The organism is Caldisalinibacter kiritimatiensis, assembly GCF_000387765.1.
GTDB lineage: Bacteria > Bacillota > Clostridia > Tissierellales > Caldisalinibacteraceae > Caldisalinibacter > Caldisalinibacter kiritimatiensis.
The window spans coordinates 1-20,386 of the sequence record NZ_ARZA01000245.1 but is presented as its reverse complement, the minus strand read 5'-3'; the positions used below and the strand labels follow the sequence as shown (position 1 = coordinate 20,386).

Annotated in this window: 17 protein-coding genes; 5 read left to right on the top strand and 12 right to left on the bottom strand. The window is 28.9% G+C overall.

The window, feature by feature from the left end; all coding sequences use genetic code 11:
* Nucleotides 1–50 precede the first annotated feature (50 nt).
* The 3 genes from L21TH_RS11120 to sigI form a co-directional block, all read right to left on the bottom strand.
* A complete protein-coding gene (locus tag L21TH_RS11120; protein ID WP_006316119.1) occupies nt 51–305 on the bottom strand; it encodes an MFS transporter in 255 nt (84 codons plus the stop codon).
* Nucleotides 306–731: 426 nt separating this feature from the next.
* On the bottom strand, nt 732–2,036 hold the full coding sequence (locus L21TH_RS11115) for an anti-sigma factor domain-containing protein (RefSeq protein ID WP_006316116.1): 1,305 nt from the start codon (nt 2,034–2,036) through the stop codon (nt 732–734).
* Between the two features lie 4 nt (nt 2,037–2,040).
* Nucleotides 2,041–2,748, bottom strand: a complete 708-nt coding sequence (gene sigI, locus L21TH_RS11110) for an RNA polymerase sigma-I factor (RefSeq protein ID WP_006316114.1) — start codon at nt 2,746–2,748, stop codon at nt 2,041–2,043.
* A 304-nt stretch (nt 2,749–3,052) separates the two neighbouring features.
* On the opposite strand from sigI, the gene L21TH_RS11105 reads away from it, so the two are divergent.
* On the top strand, nt 3,053–3,994 hold the full coding sequence (locus tag L21TH_RS11105; protein ID WP_006316113.1) for a CAP domain-containing protein: 942 nt from the start codon (nt 3,053–3,055) through the stop codon (nt 3,992–3,994).
* A 24-nt stretch (nt 3,995–4,018) separates the two neighbouring features.
* Here the strand turns inward: L21TH_RS11105 and L21TH_RS11100 are convergent, their stop codons facing one another.
* Both L21TH_RS11100 and L21TH_RS11095 read right to left on the bottom strand, forming a co-directional pair.
* A complete protein-coding gene (locus L21TH_RS11100) occupies nt 4,019–5,131 on the bottom strand; it encodes a S1C family serine protease (protein WP_006316111.1) in 1,113 nt (370 codons plus the stop codon).
* A gap of 223 nt (nt 5,132–5,354) precedes the next feature.
* Nucleotides 5,355–5,537: an aspartyl-phosphate phosphatase Spo0E family protein gene (locus L21TH_RS11095; protein WP_006316109.1), complete on the bottom strand. Its 183-nt coding sequence runs from the start codon at nt 5,535–5,537 to the stop codon at nt 5,355–5,357.
* 409 nt (nt 5,538–5,946) lie between these two features.
* Between L21TH_RS11095 and pyrB the strand changes: the two genes are divergently transcribed.
* Together pyrB and L21TH_RS11085 are read left to right on the top strand one after the other, a co-directional pair.
* A complete protein-coding gene (gene pyrB / locus L21TH_RS11090; RefSeq protein WP_006316107.1) occupies nt 5,947–6,873 on the top strand; it encodes an aspartate carbamoyltransferase in 927 nt (308 codons plus the stop codon).
* Nucleotide 6,874: 1 nt separating this feature from the next.
* Nucleotides 6,875–7,297 (top strand): aspartate carbamoyltransferase regulatory subunit, encoded by a 423-nt coding sequence (locus L21TH_RS11085; RefSeq protein ID WP_006316100.1) that lies wholly within the window; start codon nt 6,875–6,877, stop codon nt 7,295–7,297.
* A gap of 86 nt (nt 7,298–7,383) precedes the next feature.
* On the opposite strand, the gene L21TH_RS11080 is transcribed toward L21TH_RS11085, so the two are convergent.
* The 3 genes from L21TH_RS11080 to L21TH_RS11070 form a co-directional block, all read right to left on the bottom strand.
* Nucleotides 7,384–9,084 carry a glycosyl hydrolase family 18 protein gene (locus L21TH_RS11080; RefSeq protein WP_006316098.1) on the bottom strand — a complete coding sequence of 567 codons (1,701 nt, stop codon included), beginning with the start codon at nt 9,082–9,084 and terminating at the stop codon, nt 7,384–7,386.
* 96 nt (nt 9,085–9,180) lie between these two features.
* Entirely contained in the window at nt 9,181–9,423 is a 243-nt protein-coding gene (locus L21TH_RS11075) for a hypothetical protein (RefSeq protein ID WP_006316097.1), read from the bottom strand.
* 30 nt (nt 9,424–9,453) lie between these two features.
* Complete coding sequence (locus tag L21TH_RS11070; RefSeq protein WP_006316096.1) at nt 9,454–10,716, bottom strand: DNA polymerase Y family protein; 1,263 nt, start codon at nt 10,714–10,716, stop codon at nt 9,454–9,456.
* Between the two features lie 419 nt (nt 10,717–11,135).
* On the opposite strand from L21TH_RS11070, the gene pepT reads away from it, so the two are divergent.
* Nucleotides 11,136–12,359 carry a peptidase T gene (gene pepT, locus L21TH_RS11065; protein WP_034429951.1) on the top strand — a complete coding sequence of 408 codons (1,224 nt, stop codon included), beginning with the start codon at nt 11,136–11,138 and terminating at the stop codon, nt 12,357–12,359.
* A 90-nt stretch (nt 12,360–12,449) separates the two neighbouring features.
* Here the strand turns inward: pepT and L21TH_RS11060 are convergent, their stop codons facing one another.
* The 4 genes from L21TH_RS11060 to L21TH_RS11045 all read right to left on the bottom strand — a co-directional run bounded on the left by L21TH_RS11060 (nt 12,450) and on the right by L21TH_RS11045 (nt 17,516).
* A complete protein-coding gene (locus L21TH_RS11060; RefSeq protein WP_006316094.1) occupies nt 12,450–13,280 on the bottom strand; it encodes an MBL fold metallo-hydrolase in 831 nt (276 codons plus the stop codon).
* Nucleotides 13,281–13,343: 63 nt separating this feature from the next.
* Nucleotides 13,344–13,850 carry a D-glycero-alpha-D-manno-heptose-1,7-bisphosphate 7-phosphatase gene (locus L21TH_RS11055; RefSeq protein ID WP_006316093.1) on the bottom strand — a complete coding sequence of 169 codons (507 nt, stop codon included), beginning with the start codon at nt 13,848–13,850 and terminating at the stop codon, nt 13,344–13,346.
* Nucleotides 13,851–13,882: 32 nt separating this feature from the next.
* Nucleotides 13,883–15,787 carry an ATP-binding protein gene (locus tag L21TH_RS13865; RefSeq protein WP_006316092.1) on the bottom strand — a complete coding sequence of 635 codons (1,905 nt, stop codon included), beginning with the start codon at nt 15,785–15,787 and terminating at the stop codon, nt 13,883–13,885.
* Between the two features lie 322 nt (nt 15,788–16,109).
* Nucleotides 16,110–17,516 (bottom strand): sensor domain-containing diguanylate cyclase, encoded by a 1,407-nt coding sequence (locus L21TH_RS11045; RefSeq protein WP_006316091.1) that lies wholly within the window; start codon nt 17,514–17,516, stop codon nt 16,110–16,112.
* Nucleotides 17,517–17,727: 211 nt separating this feature from the next.
* On the opposite strand from L21TH_RS11045, the gene L21TH_RS11040 reads away from it, so the two are divergent.
* The gene (locus L21TH_RS11040; protein WP_006316090.1) at nt 17,728–19,506 is read left to right on the top strand and encodes a M3 family oligoendopeptidase; all 1,779 of its coding nucleotides are present in this window, start codon (nt 17,728–17,730) and stop codon (nt 19,504–19,506) included.
* Nucleotides 19,507–20,386 lie beyond the last annotated feature (880 nt).

The following is a 20,386-nucleotide window of genomic DNA, read 5'->3' as shown; positions in this document are numbered from 1 at the left end:
AATAAATAGCGATTCATCTCCCTATTGAAATAGGGAGGATTCTCGCTTAACTATCCTAAAACTTTTTTTCTGTCACTTCTATCTACAAAAACTCCTGCAAATGGAGATATTATTACTCTAGGTAAAACAGATGCGGCCATCAATGTACCCATAAGTGCAGTTGACCCTGTGACCTTTAACACCCAAAAACCTAAAGCTATACTATAAACAACATCTCCTAATGCTGAAACAAGCTGTCCCTGCCATAATAAGAAAAAATCCTTTGTCCATAATCTTTCTTTTAAATCTGCTAAATGTTCACCCATAAATCCCCACTCCTTATTTTCAATTTTCTGAATTTAGTTTGTTAATTATATTATATAACATCCCTAAAATTTGTCAATGCAAGATTTAATTTTTACAATTATAATATCAATTTATTTTATATTTTATTGATTTAAAATTAATTTTTATAAATTTGATGTTGTGTTTCATAATAATCCAAAATACAAAATATAATTTTATTCTCCATATATATTAAATTTGGAATATGTACAAGTTAATTTTAATAATTTATAATATGGAATACTGTACCATACCTTATAAACAAGGTATGCAAGGAGTGATTTTTATGTCTAAAATCTATTTTATAAGAAAAAAAGTTTTATATGGTATTATACTCGCTATTGTATTTGTAGTAGCTATCCTAATAATAATGTCAATAGTATAAACCAACTCAAATAATAAAAGACCTAGTGCTTAACACCAGGTCTTTTATTTCTATTGAGTCTTTCTTCTGAGTTGTTATCTTCATTTTTTTGCTTCAATCTCTGTTCTTTTCCTCTTTTTTTGCCTCTACCTTCATTTTTATCTTCGTGTTCATTCTCTTTTTCATCATAATTATCATCGTCATATTCTTCATCGTCTTCATTCTCTACATCTTTGTCATCATCTTCATCGTCTTCATTTTTATCGTTATCCTCATTTTTTATATCTCTTTCATCCTTTGACTTTTTTCCTTTTTTACCTTCATTTTTATCTTTAATCTTTTTTTCATTTTCTCCTTTTTGTTCTTTGTTATCTACATTGTTGCTTTTATCCGACTTACCTTTTCTGTCCTTCTTATCTTTCTGTTCATCTGGTTTTTTGCTATTATTATCCTTTTCTTTTTTATTTCCTTCACTTTTATCTTTTTTATTTTCCTTTTCTTCTTCTATTCTTATTTTTTCCTTTATCTTTGCTTTTTCTTTACTTTTATTAGTTTTAGATGTACCATTTAATTTATCTAATTTCTCTTCTTTTTCTTCTTTCTTTCTATCTTTCACCTTGTCTTTTATTTCTTTTCTCTTTTCATTAATTATATTCACTATTTCCTTTACAGGTTTATTAAATATTTCTTCAGTCTTTATACTTTTATCTAATTTAAGAGCTTCATTAATTAACATAAGCTTTCCTGGAGACGTTTTTTCTTTTTTAGCTTTCTCATAAGTTTCTTTATCACTTTCTACAATTACTAATTCCGTATTCATTTTAATTTCTTCTATATGATTATTTACCTGTTGTTGTATATTTTCTTCTTTTATTTTCTTTCCTTTTTCTGTTATTGTAACTAACACTAAATTTTCCTTATCTTTTTCAATAAATTCTTCCTCAACTGCTTTGTCTACCACTTGATTTAATACATCATCTACTGATTTATTTTTAAAATCATCTAACTTTGATGCTATAAGTTTCCCATCATCATTTAATGGTTTTATATCTATAACCCTACCATATAAGTTATATGCAATCTCTAAGCTAGGGTTTATATCAACGTTAACATATCCAAAAGGATTGTAATAACCGTATACACCATAACTACCTATTACCAACAATATAATTGCAGCTGCTATAGAAACTACTCTTCTAAATAAATTACTGTTACTACTTCTATTGTCAATTATAATTTCTTGTCCAATATCTACATGTTCATTAGGTATTGTAGTCTCAATAAAATCTCCTTCTTTAGTTAATACTACAACCTTATCACCTAGTTTCTCCATTACAATTCCCTTCATTCAATCACCTCCAATCTATATACTCTCTAATGTACTCATAATCTCCTGTTAACACTATTACTAATGCTATTATATATATTCGGCCTCTTTCTAACTTTTTTCGATGTATAGACATAATATTTTGAATTTCTTTAATGGGTAATTTTTTCTTTTCAAGTAATTTATTTAATATGTACTCATTTTCTACTATAGATTTTGCTACATTCTTATAAAGGTCCCTAACTCTTTTTTGTTTTGGAGATGATTTAACTAAATCAGTAAACTTAATTCCCCATTTATCTAATTCTTTCTTAAACTCTAATATTTCTATTTTTCTTACTTCATTTTCTTCTTTATCTTGATGTTTTATAATCGCTTTACTGGCTCCAAGCTCATAAACATTGTCATCATTTTCTTGAATTATTTGACTCATATATACTTCATTATTTTCATTAACATGCTTTCTATAATAATCTATAAGTCTTAAATTAATTACTCTTTTAGCAAAGCTTAAAAATTTACCTTTATTTTTATCATAACTTTCTATAGCTTCCTTAAAAGCTAGCATTCCAATAGTAAGTTCATCATCTTGTCCATACTTCACGAACCTTCCAATCTTTTTCTGAACAGTACTAGCTATAAAAGGTTTATATTCTTCAATCAATTTATTTAGTTCTTTATCATCTTTTTTAGCTTTTTTTACTCTATCCTCAAGAGTTCTTTTAAAAAGCACAGAGTCACCTCACTTTCACTAGGACATAAGACTATCATAAATATATTCGTATTAAATTTATAAAAAATTAAGGTGTTTTGAATGTTTTTTTACTATATATAAGTTAACCAAAAAAATACAAAGCCAAAACAATACTATAGTAACTTTTTTCTATATATTTATAATTATACACATAAAAAACTAAAACAGAAATTGGAAAATAATACGTTTTTAATACTCCTTATTCTAGTAATAAAATTTAACCTGTTTACTAATAATATTTTTAGAAATACAGTTTATTAATATAATAAATAGGAGTGATTTTATGAGCAAAAAAATACTAATAGTAATATTGACATTAGTTATGTTAGCAGGTTGTGCTAGTCCTCAAGAGAAACCTAATGAACAACCTCAGGATAAAAACATGAAAACTATGGAGTCCTCTATCTATGGGACTGAAGAAGTTAAAAACATAAGGGTATTAGTTAACAATCTAAATGTTAGAGCTGGGAATGGAACACAATTTCCTACAATAGGTAAGTTTAATAAAAATGATGAAGTTAAAGTTTTAGGTAAACTTCCTAATTGGTATATAGTACAGCTACCTAATAATAGAGTAGGATGTGTAGCTGATAACTACTGTAAACCAATAGTTAAAGAAGGAGAAGTTAGACAAAAACAAAGACAAGAAGGAGAAAATCAAATAAATCAGTCTGCTCCAAATCAAGCACAAAATCAACAGGGCAACGAAGGTATGAACGGTGAAACAGACCGACAACAAAATATGGGAATGAACCGTGAAACAGATCAACAGCAAAATATGGGAATGAATCGTGAAACAGATCAACAAAGAAATGAAGTAACACCAGCAAGAAGTTTAACACAAAACGAGCAAAATATGGTTAACTTAATAAATGAAGAAAGAAGAAAACGAAATCTACAACCTCTTAAAGTAGATTTAGAATTAACTAAATTAGCAAGAATGAAATCACAGGATATGGTTGATAACAATTACTTTAGCCATTATTCCCCAACCTATGGAAGTCCTTTTGATATGATGAAAACCTACGGTATAGATTACTTATATGCTGGAGAAAATATAGCAGCTAACAGCTCAGTTGAAAGAGCTCATACTTCTTTAATGAATTCACAAGGACATAGAGAAAACATTCTTAAACGTGAATTCACTCATGTTGGTATTGGTATTGTAAGAAGCGATAAATACGGATATATGTTTACTCAAATGTTTATAAGTAAACCGAAATAAAGAGCAGCCTTAAATGGCTGCTTTTTATTGTGGAGGCATAATTCCTAATTGTACCTCGATATCTATATACTTTTTATCTCTATATATAGTCAATATAATTTTGTCATTTGGTATAAATTCGCTTATTTTATCTGATAATTCGTCTATGTTTTCTATCCTTTGTCCGTTTATTGCAGTTAATATATCATTAACCATTAGACCAGCCTTTGCTGCCGGACTGTTATAATATACTTTTGAAATATAAACTCCTTTTGGTACATCATATCTTTCAGCTATTTGGTCTGTGATGTTTGCTATAGCAACCCCTATCCATGGCCTTTTTACATAACCATATTGTATTAACTCGTTAATTATTGGTAAGGCATCGTTTATAGGAATAGCAAATCCCATTCCTTCAACCCCAGTAGATGTTAATTTAACACTATTGATTCCTATTATTTCTCCATTTTTATTCACTAAAGCTCCTCCACTATTACCTGGATTTATAGCTGCATCAGTTTGGATAAGTTTTAGTTCTTTCTCTCCTATTGTTAAAGTTCTATTTAAAGCACTTATTATTCCTGATGTAACTGTACCAGAAAAGTTCTCCCCTAATGGATTTCCAATAGCTACAGCAAGCTCTCCTACTTTTAATTTTGAAGAATCTCCAAAGGTTCCCGCAGGTAGGTTTTCTGCCTGTATTTTTATAACTGCCAAATCAGTTTCTGGGTCTTTTCCTATAACTCTTGCATTAAATACTCTACCATCATATAAAGTGACTTCTATTTCTGAAGCATCTTCTATAACATGGTTATTAGTTATTATATATCCGTCTTCTCTGTATATTATCCCTGAACCTGTGCCTTTATCTACACTTTGTGTTGCAAATCCTCTTCCTATGTTAACCTTGCTTTTTATCATAACTATAGATGGTAATACGTGCTCTGCCACTTCAACAACGGGACTCTCATAATCTTTATTTATTAACTTGGTATTGGATGCCTGGGCAACGTTTGAGAATCCCATCTCCTCTACATTTATTAAACCATATACTAAAACTCCACCTAACAACATTCCCACTAATAAAGATGCTAATACTATATTAAATATTTTTGCCTTTTTATATTTTTGTTCATACAAATCATATTTGTCCTTCATTACCCCGACCTCCTTTTTCATAGTTTTTATATTATTTAATCTTAAATTATTTTTTATTCTATTTTTATTTTAAAAAATATTTTTTATGAAAATGTGATAAAATTGTGAAATTTTTATATTTGAACCATACTTAATGTCTAGGTACTTAACGTAATACTTTAAGTTAATTATTTCTGTATTTTTAGCTGTTTATAACTTAAAGTTAAACTTTAACTTTAAGTTATCATTGAACAAATTTTTTATGTATACTATAATATTCATATATTAACTTGTCCAATTCTTCACTAAGCTTTAATATCGTATCACTATCTACATTGTCTAACCCCATTAGCTCATTTAATCTTTCTCTTTTTTTATCTATAGCTTTTTTTAATAAATTTAATGTTTCTAATGTTTTATCTTTCATACATTATCTTTCCTTTCGCTGTTATCATAATTATTCATACCCATTTTTCTACATTTATTCAAACAATTTCACAAAGCGACATATAATATGTTATCACTTACAATATATGATTTCAATATTATAGTTGTATGATTTTTGTATAAAATTTTTTGAATTTTTCATTTTTTATATTGACATTACTAATTCTTTATGATATTTTAAATAAAAATAACCTTTAAATTAGCCCCGTGAGGCTAAGAAGGTAATAAATATTCTATGTATAGGATAAAATATACCTAGGGATATTTGTACCTTCTTGCCCACGTGCAGAAGGTTTTTCTATTGTCTAGAAAAGTTTTTTACCTTTAAACTAGTCCTGTGAGACTAGCAAGGGAGTGTTCCTCCCAAAAAATAAAAAGGAGGAAGGATAATGAATTTAAAAGGTAAACATCTTATTGACCCTAATGACTTTACTCTTGAAGAGCTAGACCAAATTTTCAAAGTAGCACAAGATATGGAAAAACATCCTAAAAAATATTCAGAGATATGCAAAAGCAAAATATTAGCTACATTGTTCTACGAACCTAGTACTAGAACTAGGCTTAGTTTCGAATCTGCAATGCTTAGAATGGGTGGCAATATTTTAGGTTTTGCAGATGCAACAACAAGCTCTGTTTCAAAGGGCGAAAGTGTTGCTGATACTGTTAGAGTCGTTTCAGGGTATGCTGATATTATAGTAATGCGTCATCCAAAAGAAGGTGCTCCATTGCTTTCTTCTGAATATTCCAGCGTTCCTGTAATAAATGGTGGAGACGGAGGACATCAACATCCTACCCAAACCTTGACCGACCTATTAACTATTAAAAACCTCAAAGGTAAAATTGACGATAACAAAGTAGCTCTTTGTGGAGACCTTAAATATGGTAGAACCGTTCACTCACTTATCAAGACACTAGCTCGATATAAAAACATGTCATTCTATCTGGTTTCACCACCTCAATTAAAACTCCCAACTTATATTAAAGAATTCGTAAAAAATGAATATAACGCCGAAATCTTTGAAACAAGTTATTTAGAAGAAGTTATTAATGAAGTAGACATACTTTATATGACAAGGATTCAAAGAGAAAGATTCTTCAATGAAGAGGATTATTTAAAATTAAAAAATAGTTATATACTCACACGAGATAAAATAAAAGATGCAAAAGAAGATATGCTCATAATGCATCCTCTACCAAGGGTAAATGAAATAGATTATAGCGTTGATGATGACAAAAGAGCTGTATATTTTAAACAGGCACAATACGGAGTTTATGTTAGAATGTCACTTATGGCACATCTTTTGGGGGTGGTTTAAAATGTTAACAGTAAATAGTATAAAAAGAGGAATAGTTATAGACCACATAGAATCCGGTAATGGTTTAAAGATATTTGAAAAACTTAAACTAGCTGATGTTGAATTCCCTGTAGTTCTTTTAATGAATGTACCAAGTGAAAAATTAGGGAAGAAAGATATAATCAAAATTCAAGATGAAATCGACTTAGACCTTACGATGCTAGGTTTAATAGACCCTAACATTACTATAAACATCATAGAAGATGATAAAATTATAGAAAAGAAGAAAGTTGAACTTCCAAAAAAGGTAAAAGGATTATTTAAGTGTGATAACCCAAGATGTATAAGTAATAGCGATAATTATGCAGTTCCTACATTTACTTTAGTAGATAAAGAAAAGGTTAAATATAAATGTAGCTATTGTGATGATTTTACGTATCTGTAGAAAGCAACTAAAGCTGTTTTCTACAGATACATCCCCTTTCATAAACACATAAAATAGGCTGGATGTATCCAGCCTTACATATTTTCCTATTCCTCTCTTTGTCCCATTAACTCTTTGGAATTTTTAATCACATTATTTAAAGCAACCCAAACATCCTCTTTTTCAAAGCCCTTTCTCCAAGAAGCCACTCCTGCTAGATTATATTTATTTGCTAGCTCAGCTTTAAGCTTTATTGAGTTTTCATCTTCTATCCATATTCTGTATTTTTTACCTTCCTCATTAAACTCAGTATAATATTGACCTATATCTTCAAGCCATGTTATATCTAAGTCCTTTTCTTCAATCATTTCCTGTACTGTTTTCATTGATAATGCTTTAGACTTCACTTTTACTTTTCCATTTACCATAGTTTCTTCCCATATTCTTGTATAAAATGGAATTCCCATTAGTAGCTTTTCATTAGGTATATATTTAAGTGTTTTTTCTATACCTCTTTCAACCCATCCTATTGATGCAACTGAACCACTTTTTGGACTAGATGCCCAGTGTTCGTCATAGGTCATAACCATACAATAATCAACTATCTGACCTAGTTTTTCTCTATCATAAAACATAGACCAATTTTTGCTTAAAGATGGTACTGTCATATCTATTGAAACTATTAAGTTTTGTTTTTTTAATGCATCTGTTATCTTAGCTACAAATTTCGTTAATCTATCTTTATCCTCATAATATACATTTTCGAAATCTATATTTATCCCATCTAAATCATAAATACTTGAATAAACTAATATCTGATTTATTATGTTTTTTTGTGCTTCTTCACTTGCTAGTATTTGTTTAGTCAAGTCTCTATCAAATCCATTGTCTATAAGAGCCCATACCTTATATCCTTTTTCATGGGCCTCCTGTACATAATTTATATCTCCATTATTGACTACATATCCATTTTCACTTACTATTGAGAACCACGTTGGAGATATTATATCTAATCCTTCAATAGTTTCTTGTTTAGATAAATCTGGAGAATATTTATATACATAGTCCCAAACTAAATTTATTTTATCTGGCTCTTTCCAATCCTCTCTTACTTGATTAATCTGTGTTTTTATATTGTATTTTCTAATTTGTATATCGACTTTCTTACTAGATATATAACCTATAAACCCTTTATTTGTTCTTACTTTCAACCATTCTCCATCCTTTTCTAAGATAAGGACTTCTTCTCCTTTTGATAGCTTGTCCAAACTAAAGGAAAAAATAGTCTTTTTAGGTCTTAATCTAACATTGTCCTGTAAAACACCTATTCTTTCTGTATCCTTCCACTTATCTATTACTAATATATCTGTATCTTGAATATAGTTTACTTTTATCCCTAATATTTGCTCTAAGCCTTTTATATTAAGGTAGTATTCGCCATTAATTTTTTCAGCCAAGAAATTTAAGTTTATTCCTTGCTTAATTCTATTATCTAATTCTTCTGTCTCAAGATTAAATTTTGGACTTGATATGTTTATATAAACTCTGTCATATTTTTCGCTTAATTCTATATCACTACAGATATACTTTTTTATAATATTCACTGGCATAAGTATCTTGTTATCTACTATGATAGGGGAACTGTATGTGTTTATAGGAGTATCATCTAATACTATATTAGTTTGTCCTTCTTTAAAGGCCTTAATAGTATGATAAGGGTTTATGTCTTTAAAATACATTGTACCTAATACTGTTAAGGTACTTAAAACTAGTACTATAACTAAAAATACCGATATTCTTTTTACCATTTTATCCCCCTTTCTATTTATCGCAAAAAACACCTAATTATATTATACCAGATTCTGTATTCTATATGACTAACAATATACCCCAAAATAACCATTTTACTTTTTAAATAAAAACCATTTATGAGTATCTATTTCATATTTTAACTCGTATATGTCTTTTCTATTGTGCATACATACAAATACTATTCTTCTATTGCCCGCTAATTTCTCTTCATATGTTTTAGTTATCTTCTGAACCTTTATTGCCATATCATTATATCTAAATTTAAAAGGAGTAATCTTTCCCGTTTCTGCTTCAAATACAGCTATCATATCAATAGGATGATTTAATACCTTCATAAAACAACCACCCTCCAATTTTAAAATAATTTACAGAATACTGGTCATAACAGGATAATCCTCTGCTCCAAATCCCCCTAACATGGGTTTAAGTCCACTATGTAAAAAAGTAGCTCTTATAATTGCTTTATCCCCATATTTATCCCTTATACTGTCTATAGTCTTATCTATCTTTTCTAGCTTTATCTTATTCTGATTATCAAAAAAAGTAAGTTGGTTGATGTTACAGGAAGTAAGCTCCGATAGTCTTACACTAAATTTTCTAATAGGGGCTCCATCCCACACTTCATCAAATAATGCTTTAGTTATTTCATATATCTCTACAGTTGAATTTGTAAATGATAATATTTTTTTCTGATGGGTAAAACGGTGAAATTCCGAAGTTTTAATTCCTATAGTTATTACTCTACATTGCATATTAGCCTGTCTAAGTCTTCTTGTAGTAGTTTCCACTAGACTTAGTAATATTTTGTGTGCTGTCTCTCTGTCCTCTATATCAAAGGGTATGGTACTTCCATTTCCTACACTCTTAAATGGTATATAATTACTATAATTAAGTTTCGAGTCATCTCTTCCCCACGCATACTGATATATAAGTCTTCCATGGGATTTCAATTTAGACGATATAAGCTCGTAATCACTATTAGCTAAATCTCCTATTGTATATATACCTATGTTATTTAACTTGCTTTTTGTTCTACTGCCTACCATAAACAATTCTTCTACGGGTAGGGGCCACAGCTTTTCTTTTATTTCATTAGGATACAAAGTATTTACTTTATTGGGTTTATGTAGTTCACTTGCTTGTTTAGCTAAAAGCTTATTAATTGAAATTCCTATGTTAACTGTAAATCCTAACTCATTGTATATCCTGTTCTTTATTTTATAAGCTGCTTCTAATGGAGGTCCAAAGTGTTGTTCCATCCCTGTATAATCCATAAAACACTCATCTATACTAAATACTGATACATAAGGTGAATATTCCTTTATTAAATTTATAAGAGCTTTGTGGCTTTTTATATATAAACTATAGTTAGGAGGAACAACCACTAAATCTTTACATTTTGTTCTAGCCTCCATAAGACTTTCTCCTGTCTTTATCCCTAATTTCTTAGCTGGTAAAGACTTTGCTAGCACTATACCATGTCTTGTAGCCTGATTTCCTCCAACAACTGCAGGTATATCCCTTATATCAGTTTCTATACCTATTTGTTTATTATAGGCCGCCTGCCACGATAGAAAAGCAGAGTTCACATCAATATGCATTATGATTTTGTTTTTCTTGTATGACATATAATCACCTCATTTCCATCGAACATATGTTCGTGTAATATATTATATCATCCTTTAGTAATTTTTAGAAGTGATATTATATATTTTTTCAAAAAATATATAAGGACTGATGGCCAATCAGTCCTTTTTAAAGGGGGAAATAATGAAAAAGTTATTGCTTTTTATTTTAACATAAGCACGGATGCTTACTGCTCAGGTGTGACAATTTTACTTGAAAGTTTTAGTCAAGAGTTATAGTGCTTTATAACTCCCTGTATATATATGAAAACATATTTTGTCGCTTTTTGTGTTAACTAGATGTTTTGTTATTGTAATTTTACTGTTAAGTCTATTGGCTCTTGTACTTTTATTTTTTTATATTTTAGAGTATAATACAATAGAAGAAAATTTAATACTGATTAGTTCAAGGAGGTTTAATGATGTCAAAGGTTGTTGAAAGATTTATTTCATATGCCAAGATTGATACAAAATCTGACCCAAATTCTAATACATGTCCTAGTACAGAAAAGCAATTTAATCTTGCTAATGTATTAGTAAAAGAGCTTAAAGAAATAGGACTTGAAGATGTAAGTGTAGATGATAATGGATATGTAATGGCTACACTTCCAGCCAATACTAATAAAGATATTCCTACTATAGGATTTATTGCTCATATGGATACAAGTCCTGATATGTCAGGAAAAAATGTGAATCCTAAATTTGTTGAAGACTATGATGGAGAGGATATCATTTTAAATGAGAGTGATAACGTTATCCTATCTCCTAAGGACTTTCCTGAATTAAAAAACTACATAGGCACAACCTTGATAACTACTGATGGTACTACCCTTTTAGGTGCTGATGATAAAGCTGGTATAGCAGAAATTGTTACTGCTATGGAATATCTAATAAATCATCCTGAAATTGAACACGGTACAATAAAGGTATGTTTCACTCCTGATGAAGAAATTGGTAGAGGTGCAGATTTATTTGATGTTGAAAAATTTAATGCAGATTTTGCATACACTGTAGATGGTGGACCAATCGGTGAACTTGAATATGAAAACTTTAATGCTGCATCTGCTAAAATTACCGTAAACGGTAGAAATGTTCATCCTGGCTCAGCTAAAGATAAAATGGTAAATTCAATGGAATTAGCTATGGAATTAAATTCTATGCTACCTGAAAATCAAAAACCTCAATATACTGAAAAATATGAAGGCTTTTTTCATTTAATAAACATTAATGGTTCTGTTGAACAAACTACCGTTCAATATATAATCAGAGACCATAATAAAGAAAAATTTGAAACGAAAAAAGAATTAATGAAAAATACTGTAGATTTCTTAAATAAAAAATATGGTGACAATACTGTAGTATTAGAAATGAAAGACCAATATTACAACATGAAAGAAAAGATAGAGCCAGTTATGCACATTGTAGAAACTGCTAAAAAAGCAATGGAAGAAGTAGGAGTAACTCCTGATGTAAAACCTATACGTGGCGGTACAGATGGAGCTAGACTTTCATATATGGGACTACCTTGTCCAAACCTATTCACAGGTGGACACAACTTCCATGGTAAATATGAATACATCCCAACATTCGCTATGGAAAAAGCAGTTGAAGTTATATTAAAGATTGTTGAGTTATATGCAAAATAATGAAAGCGGCCTTTAGGTTGACAGGGGACAGTTGACAGAGGACAGATTTTAGATACTCTATGTTAGTATTAGGGCTGGATACATCCAGTCCTATTTATACTCTAATGTAAGTCCAACTCCAACCTCTTCAACATTAGCAACCTGTGATAATACTATCTTTGATTTTAAATCGGTACAATGACATGGATGTATAGTTCTAGGCTTTAAAACTCTCATGTATTTAAGTGTACCCTCGATTTTTTCCTTTGGTGGGTTAAGTAAGTGAAATCCTCCTATAATATCTACTATTCTGTCATCTTTGCAAACTTTTTTAGCATATTCAACTATATTACAAATACCAGAGTGAGAACACCCTGTAATAACAACTATACCCTCCTCTGTCTTGTATGCTAAAGCTGTATCATCTATCAAATAATCTTCTTCTATTTTTCCGTCTTTAATAATTTTTCTTCCTGTCTTTACTTCTTGAAATTTATTAACTCTTTCTATTTCTCCAAGAAAAACTAATCTATCTGTTATCCATACAGGTTCCTTTGATAAATTCAACTTAAAATTTCTACTTGCTTCATCCTTCGATATAATAGTTCCATTTCGTCTTCCTTTAGAATTAATTTTAGGTATAAAGGCATAGGGATGGGCTAAAAGCTCAGGTCTTTTTTCCTTAACACTCCAATTTTCTCTATAAAGCCTAATTAAATACTGTATACCCCATGTATGGTCATAATGTCCATGTGAAAATACTATATAATCTGTATCTTCTATATTTATATCTAGTTTTTCTGCATTTTTTATAAAAAGGTCAGAATAACCTGTATCAAATAATATTTTTTTATCTTCATCTTCTATAAAATAAGATAAACCCCATTCTCCTTTTAAAGTACATAAAGTATTATTGTCTACAAGTACAGTCAACCTCACCATGAATCACCCCCAGATTAGTTCTTAGTTCCTAGCTCTTGGCTCTTAGCTATCAATTGTCCATTGTTAATTATCTTTTTCTAATATTTTATTTGCTATATCTAAAAGGTTCTTTCCATTAATATCAGCACTAGGATTTATATCGCCAATTTTTGCAGTTTTACATCCTGCTCTAGTACCTGCTAATATATCTGTATCCATATCCCCTACCATCCAACTTTTCTTAAGGTCTACATTATATTTGTCTGCTAATTCTAATATCATACCTGGCTTAGGTTTTCTACAAGTTGATTTTCTTTTGAAATCCGGACAATATCTTATGTCCTTAATTTCACAATAGGGTTTTAATTCTTCCTGCATTTTGTCATGTATTTTTTTTAAATCATCATGGGTTATATACCCGAGCTCTATTCCACCTTGATTAGTAACTACAAAAAGTTCATAGCCTGCATCAAATAATTTCTTCATTCCCTTTTTAGCCTCACTATATATTATAAGGTCTTGTGGTTTATTTACATGTCTTGTATTGTCGTTAATTACACCATCTCTATCTAAAAATACTGCTTTTATCATATGTTCACCTCTATTTTTATTATTTAGTTTTTCTAAGAATATATATCTGAAAATTCAATACTTATTCTTTCTATTCGGTTATCTGTTGTCACTGCAACAGAAGAGTTAATATCTTCCATGTATTCTACAATTTTATCTGGAATAGTAATTATAAACTTACAACCTTCATTATACTCACTTTCTATTTCGATTGTTCCTTCATGCATTTCAACCAATGATTTTACAATTGATAAACCTATACCACTACCTTCATTTCCCCTTGTAAGTAGTTCATCTGCTTGCCTGAACCTGTCGAAAACAACATCCTGTTTTGATTTTGGTATGCCTACCCCAGTATCTTCTACTACAATAATAATATTTTCTTCTCTTTGTTTTATACTTACAAAAATTAAGTCATCATTTGAAGTAAACTTTATAGCATTCGATAATAGGTTTAATATAATTCTTTCTATTTTATCTGGGTCACAAGCAATAATTTTTTCTTCAATTTCTGTGTCGAAAAGTATATTTCTTCCTTTTTCTTCAGCATATTCAGCTACAGATAAAGTTATATCCTCAACTAATGAAATAATATTACAATTTACAAAATTTAGTTTGACAAAGCCACCATCAATTTCTATTATATCAATTACATTGTTTACTAACCTCACAAGTCTATAGCTATTCTGCCTCATTATATCGGTATACTTTAATAATTTATCTATATCCTTAATATGTGAGTTCCTTTCTAAATATATGTTATATAATTTTAGTGTGCCAATAATAATATTAAGAGGAGTTCTAAATTCGTGAGATATATTTTCAAAAAATTCACTCTTTAGTTTGTTGTATTCTTCAATCTTTTTAAGCAATTCATTTTTTTTCTCTAGTTTCTGTTTTTCTCTAGACAATTTATTTTCATAAATCTCTCTTTCAAGTTGCTTTATTCGGTTTATATTTTGTCCTACAAATAAATACCCTAGTATATCTCCAAATTTATCCTTCAATACTGATAATGAAACACTGGCAAAAACCAGTTCGTTATCCTTAGTAATAAAAGTAAACTGCCTATTGCAATTATTCTTAAAGCCTCTTTTTAGCTTCTGTATAAAATTAATAATTTTGCTTTTATCTTTTGATATATCGTATATAGATTTTCCTATTATTTCATTATGGGGGTAACTAAGTAATTCAGCTGTTTTTTCATTTATCTTTATTATATTTCCTTTTTCGTCTATTATAATCATCAAATCTATAGAATTTACTATCTTATCTATAGCTATGTTAGGGGTTACATCTATTATCTTATATCTTAAAACACAATAACCTATTCCTATCTCCCATAACATCATTACTATAGGTAATTTCAAAATAATAATGTTACGTGGAGAATTTACTATTGATAATATAAGATGAATTATTGTTAAAATTAGGAAAAAGGACAATAAATACCTAGATTGGCTCTTTTCTCTTTTAAGTTCTGTTTCCTTGCCCCATTTATATATTATATATATACTAAAAGCTATATAAGATAATCCATAAACAATAAATAAAACATGCCAAATAGTAGAAATTTTCATTACTCCATACCAACCTATACTGGACTTCTCTACATTATCTAATGTTAATACCCCTTTTAAGCTTTGGTAAATAAAAATCACTGGAGGCAAGTATAATAATGGATGAAAAGATTTAAATTTTCTTTTGGCAAGTACTAAAAAAAAATGAGTAATTAACGCAGGATATACACAAAAAGGTATACTAGATATTTTATACCATGTCCAATAAGTTGATTCATTAGACGCATAAATTGCAATACCATACGAAATCATCCAAAATGCCAAATTGAAACACAGGTAAAAAAATAACCTATTGACCTTATTTTTTACATCTAACTTTAAAGCATAAGCCCCTAACAATAAAGCCCCTAATGAGTTAATAAAAATAAGTACACCCATTCACATTTCCCCTTTTTAATTTTTTAACTCTTATTATCCCCTACACCCCTTATATGTCTGTTGTTATACACGTTTCTGGTCAACATTTTTGTAAAATGATAACTTTTATATAATATAGTTCTATCATTTATCAGAAAATTCCTTCTTTTTTGTTCACATTTTTTATTTGCTTAATAACTAGGGTATTTCTAGCTTAAACCTTGACTTAGTTTACATCTTAGTAAACGTATAATACTACGTGCAAAAAACACAATAGTAAAAGCCATAAAAACACAAATGACACAATAGCAAAAAAGGGATTCTATAGTTAGATATCCCTTTTTTAACTTGCTAAAATTTTTTCATTATTTTTAAACTCATACATTCTTTTATCAGCTGTTTTAAACAAGTCTTTTATCTCTGCTCCATCCTTTGGAAACTCTGCAATACCAAAACTAAAATTAATGGTGATTTCTGTATCATCTATTATTAAAGGTGAATTCTTTAACTGATTCATAATATTTAATATTCTATTGCTTATATCTTCACCATAAGAACCAAAAAATACTCCTACAAACTCATCTCCACCATATCTAGCCAAGAAATCTGATTCTCTGATATTATCTTTTATCGTTTTTGCAAAAGTTCGTATTACCAAATCTCCTACAGTATGGCCAAAGGTATCATTTATCATTTTTAACTTATTTAAATCAAATACAACTAAAGAGAATACCTCTTTATGCCTTATAGCTTGCTTAAAAACCTTTTTAAATACATCCTCAAAGTAATGTCTATTATATACATTTGTTAAACAATCATATTTAGATAGATATAAAGTTCTCTCAATCAACTTATGATTTTTTATAGCTATCCCTATCTGATTAGCAAAATAACTCATAAGTGAAATATCCTGTTCATTGAATACTCCTTCGTTTATACTATCTATATTTAACATACCATATAACTTATTATTTATAATTATTGGAGAACTTAAAGTTGTTTGTATATCAAGAGCATTTACCTTCTTTAAAAGCCTATATTTGTCATGGTCTAAATGTGCTTTGTTAAATTCTCTAATATTTCTAATTATACAAGGCTTTTGAATATCTCCATTGCTTGCATTCCATAAAAAAGTATCAGTTAGTTTAATATTTATGTCTTTTAGTCCATCTAAATCATAGCCTATTACTGCTTTATATTCTAAAAGGTTTTCCTCTGTCAAAACCATTATACTTCCTTTATGTGCTCCATCTATTACATCAATTGCTTTTTTTAAAATTAAATTGTAAAGTTCATTTAAATTATCTATTTGGGTAATTGAATTACTAACTTCTAATATAACATCTCTTATTTTATTATTTTTTTCAAGTTCTTCAGTTAAATATGAATATTTCTTTAACATATTATTTTGTTTAACTGTATATACACTAAGTTCTTCTAGAATATTATGAAAATTATTATGTAGTCTATCTATATTTAAACCTGATTTTTTTGTATTTATTAAATTTAAGTCTGTATCTTTTATTCTTCTAGTAGTCTTTTCCATAGCCTTTGATAAACTCAATATATATTTATTTATCAATGAAAAAAACAAATACATAACTAAATTAACTATTAGAACCATAGATATACCTTGTAATATAACAATATACTTAATGTCAATATGTTTAGATAAGATTATTAATACTATTGTCATAATTACAATTATTGTATTGAAAGCTATAGTTAGTCTTCTTAATTTATTTTTCATTTTTATCCCCTTACTCCCAAAAAATTATCCCCACCAAATGTATTATACTATAATATTCTCCATTTTTTATAAATTTCCTTCTATCTTTTATATTTTAACATACAAGATAAAAAAATTTCGGGTTTCTAATGTTTTTCATTGCAATAATTAGAAAATAACGGTATTATATAAGTAGTGTTTAAATATTCTGAATTCTCAGGGGGTTTTTTATATGAATATGAGATGGAGTCTAGATGAACTATATTCATCTTTTGAAAGTACACAATTTAAAAGTGATTTAAAAAAATGTACCATAAAAATTGAAGAAATTAAGGAGTGGGCTGAAAATAATTTAAACTCTAATGATAATGCAGTAAAAAAAATAGAAGAATATATTAAAATACAAAATAATTTCGCTAATCTTTTTACAAAACTAATGGCTTATGCCAACTTAACTGTAAGCGTAGAAGCTAAAAACCAAAAGGCTTTAACAATGATTGATAAGCTACAAACAAAATATACTGAGCTTACTGAACCTACAGTTAAATTTCAAAAATGGATTAGTAACCTAGAAAACTTAAACGAGCTAATTTCTTCTTCTCCTATTTTAGAAGAACATCGTTTTTATCTAAATGAATTAGCTGAAAATGCTAAATACCTTTTAGATAAAAATCAAGAAATACTAATTGCTAAAATGTCTAATACAGGTTCTAAAGCATGGTCAAAACTTCAAAATATGTTGACCTCTACATTATTAGTGGATATAAAAATCAATGGAGAAAAAAAACAACTTCCTCTACCTGTAGTTAGAAATATGGCCTATAACAAGGATCCAAATATAAGGAAAACAGCTTATGAAGCAGAATTAAAAGCCTATAAGAAAATAGAAGAATCGTCTGCAGCATGTTTAAATGGAATCAAAGGAGAAGTATTAACTATATCTAAAATGCGTGGATATAAATCTCCTTTAGAAGAAACTCTAATAAAATCTAGAACAGATAAAGAAACTCTAGATGCAATGCTAACGGCTATAAAGGAAAGTCTCCCAACTTTCCGTAAATATTTTAGAAAAAAAGCCGAGTTATTAGGGCATGAAAACGGTCTTCCTTTTTATGATTTATTTGCCCCTATGGGAGAAGTAGAAATGAAATTTACATATAACGAAGCTAGAGATTATATAATTAAGAACTTTAGAACCTTTAGTGATAAATTAGCTGATTTTGTAAAAAATGCTTTTGAAAATAGATGGATTGATGCAGAACCTAGAGAAGGTAAAAGAGGAGGAGCTTTCTGCTCAAATATCCATCCTATAGGTGAAAGTAGAATCCTTGCTAACTTTAACGGTAGTTTTAGTAATATGACTACTTTAGCACATGAGCTTGGTCATGCTTATCATGGTCACTGTTTATCTAATGAAACTATACTAAATAGTGATTACACAATGCCAGTAGCTGAAACAGCATCAATATTCTGTGAAACTATAATAGAAAATGCAGCATTAAAACAAGCAAATAATAAAGAAGCCTTTGGAATATTAGAATCCTCTCTTCAATCCTATGCTCAAGTTATAGTAGATATATATAGTCGTTTTTTATTTGAAAGTAAGCTGTTTGAAATTAGAGATGACCATGTATTATCAGTAAAAGAGCTAAAAGAACTAATGCTAAATGCTCAGAAAAAAGCCTATGGTGATGGATTAGACCATAATTATCTTCATCCTTATATGTGGGTTAATAAGCCCCATTATTACTATGCTGAGCTTAATTTCTACAATTTTCCTTATGCTTTTGGTGAATTATTTGCTAAAGGATTATATGCAGAATATTTAAAACGTGGTAATGCCTTCGTTAATGAGTATGACAATTTACTTGCTGCAACAGGAAAAAATAACGTTGCTGATGTGGCTAAGTTAATGAACATTGATGTTTACTCGGTAGACTTTTGGAGAAGTTCTTTGAATTTAATTGAAGAAGATATTGAAAAATTTATTAAATTAAGTAATAGAATTTAAAAAAATCGGCGAAATTCTCGCCGATTTTTTTAGTGAAACCATAGCATTTTAGCTAGGTTTTGTTTTTATATTCCAATTTAATATACTCCTCATAACCTACATCTCTCTTTAATTCAAAGCTTTTATTAAATGAATTTAATCTAAGCATAATTTTAATACCTCCTATAATTTTATTTTTCTATCTAACTTAATTACATCCTAAACTCAATTTTAAGATATTCTTCTAACCCTTGGTCCTTCTTCGGACTCTTTATTGCTGCTAATTTTTCAACCATTTCAAACATGATATCCCCTCCTTTCAATTAATTTCTGTTTCTTACTAACCACATTTTAGTATATTCTACTATTCCTTTTTGTTGATTGTTTCAATCAACATAGTTTGTTGTGCTAAAAACTCAAACATATTATCACCTCCTCTAGAACTCTTTATGACAAAATAATAGCTACAGATTATACAATCTAGATATACATTGCATTTTGCAATTTAACCTAGATACACCTGCAGCTTTTTTACCTATAATATACTTTTATATTATAATGTGTTCACATAAAATAAAGCCGCAGATTACTCTGCAGCTTAATGATAGACTATATCTGTATAATATTTGTTTATAGTTATACACATATACAAATTTATACACAAATAATTAAAGCCACAGATTCCCAACCTGTGGCTAGATATACATTTTATCCATAAATAAAACATACTTATATTACAAAACTAACCCCAGGTCGCCTGTTAATTTAACACTCTTAAATTTTATTGAAGTTAATACATTTGATACATTAATCATGCTCAGCGACCTCCTTTGGTAAAAATTTTTTAGCTCGTTGCAGAACTCTACAACTCGCATAAATACTGCATTTTATTTATTTAAAT

Coding starts and splice junctions, on each gene's coding strand:
- L21TH_RS11120 (WP_006316119.1), bottom strand. CDS start 305: ATGGGTGAACATTTAGCAGATTTAAAAGAAAGATTATGGACAAAGGAT.
- L21TH_RS11115 (WP_006316116.1), bottom strand. CDS start 2,036: ATGAAGGGAATTGTAATGGAGAAACTAGGTGATAAGGTTGTAGTATTA.
- L21TH_RS11105 (WP_006316113.1), top strand. CDS start 3,053: ATGAGCAAAAAAATACTAATAGTAATATTGACATTAGTTATGTTAGCA.
- L21TH_RS11100 (WP_006316111.1), bottom strand. CDS start 5,131: ATGAAGGACAAATATGATTTGTATGAACAAAAATATAAAAAGGCAAAA.
- L21TH_RS11095 (WP_006316109.1), bottom strand. CDS start 5,537: ATGAAAGATAAAACATTAGAAACATTAAATTTATTAAAAAAAGCTATA.
- pyrB (WP_006316107.1), top strand. CDS start 5,947: ATGAATTTAAAAGGTAAACATCTTATTGACCCTAATGACTTTACTCTT.
- L21TH_RS11085 (WP_006316100.1), top strand. CDS start 6,875: ATGTTAACAGTAAATAGTATAAAAAGAGGAATAGTTATAGACCACATA.
- L21TH_RS11080 (WP_006316098.1), bottom strand. CDS start 9,084: ATGGTAAAAAGAATATCGGTATTTTTAGTTATAGTACTAGTTTTAAGT.
- L21TH_RS11075 (WP_006316097.1), bottom strand. CDS start 9,423: ATGAAGGTATTAAATCATCCTATTGATATGATAGCTGTATTTGAAGCA.
- L21TH_RS11070 (WP_006316096.1), bottom strand. CDS start 10,716: ATGTCATACAAGAAAAACAAAATCATAATGCATATTGATGTGAACTCT.
- pepT (WP_034429951.1), top strand. CDS start 11,136: ATGTCAAAGGTTGTTGAAAGATTTATTTCATATGCCAAGATTGATACA.
- L21TH_RS11060 (WP_006316094.1), bottom strand. CDS start 13,280: ATGGTGAGGTTGACTGTACTTGTAGACAATAATACTTTATGTACTTTA.
- L21TH_RS11055 (WP_006316093.1), bottom strand. CDS start 13,850: ATGATAAAAGCAGTATTTTTAGATAGAGATGGTGTAATTAACGACAAT.
- L21TH_RS13865 (WP_006316092.1), bottom strand. CDS start 15,787: ATGGGTGTACTTATTTTTATTAACTCATTAGGGGCTTTATTGTTAGGG.
- L21TH_RS11045 (WP_006316091.1), bottom strand. CDS start 17,516: ATGAAAAATAAATTAAGAAGACTAACTATAGCTTTCAATACAATAATT.
- L21TH_RS11040 (WP_006316090.1), top strand. CDS start 17,728: ATGAATATGAGATGGAGTCTAGATGAACTATATTCATCTTTTGAAAGT.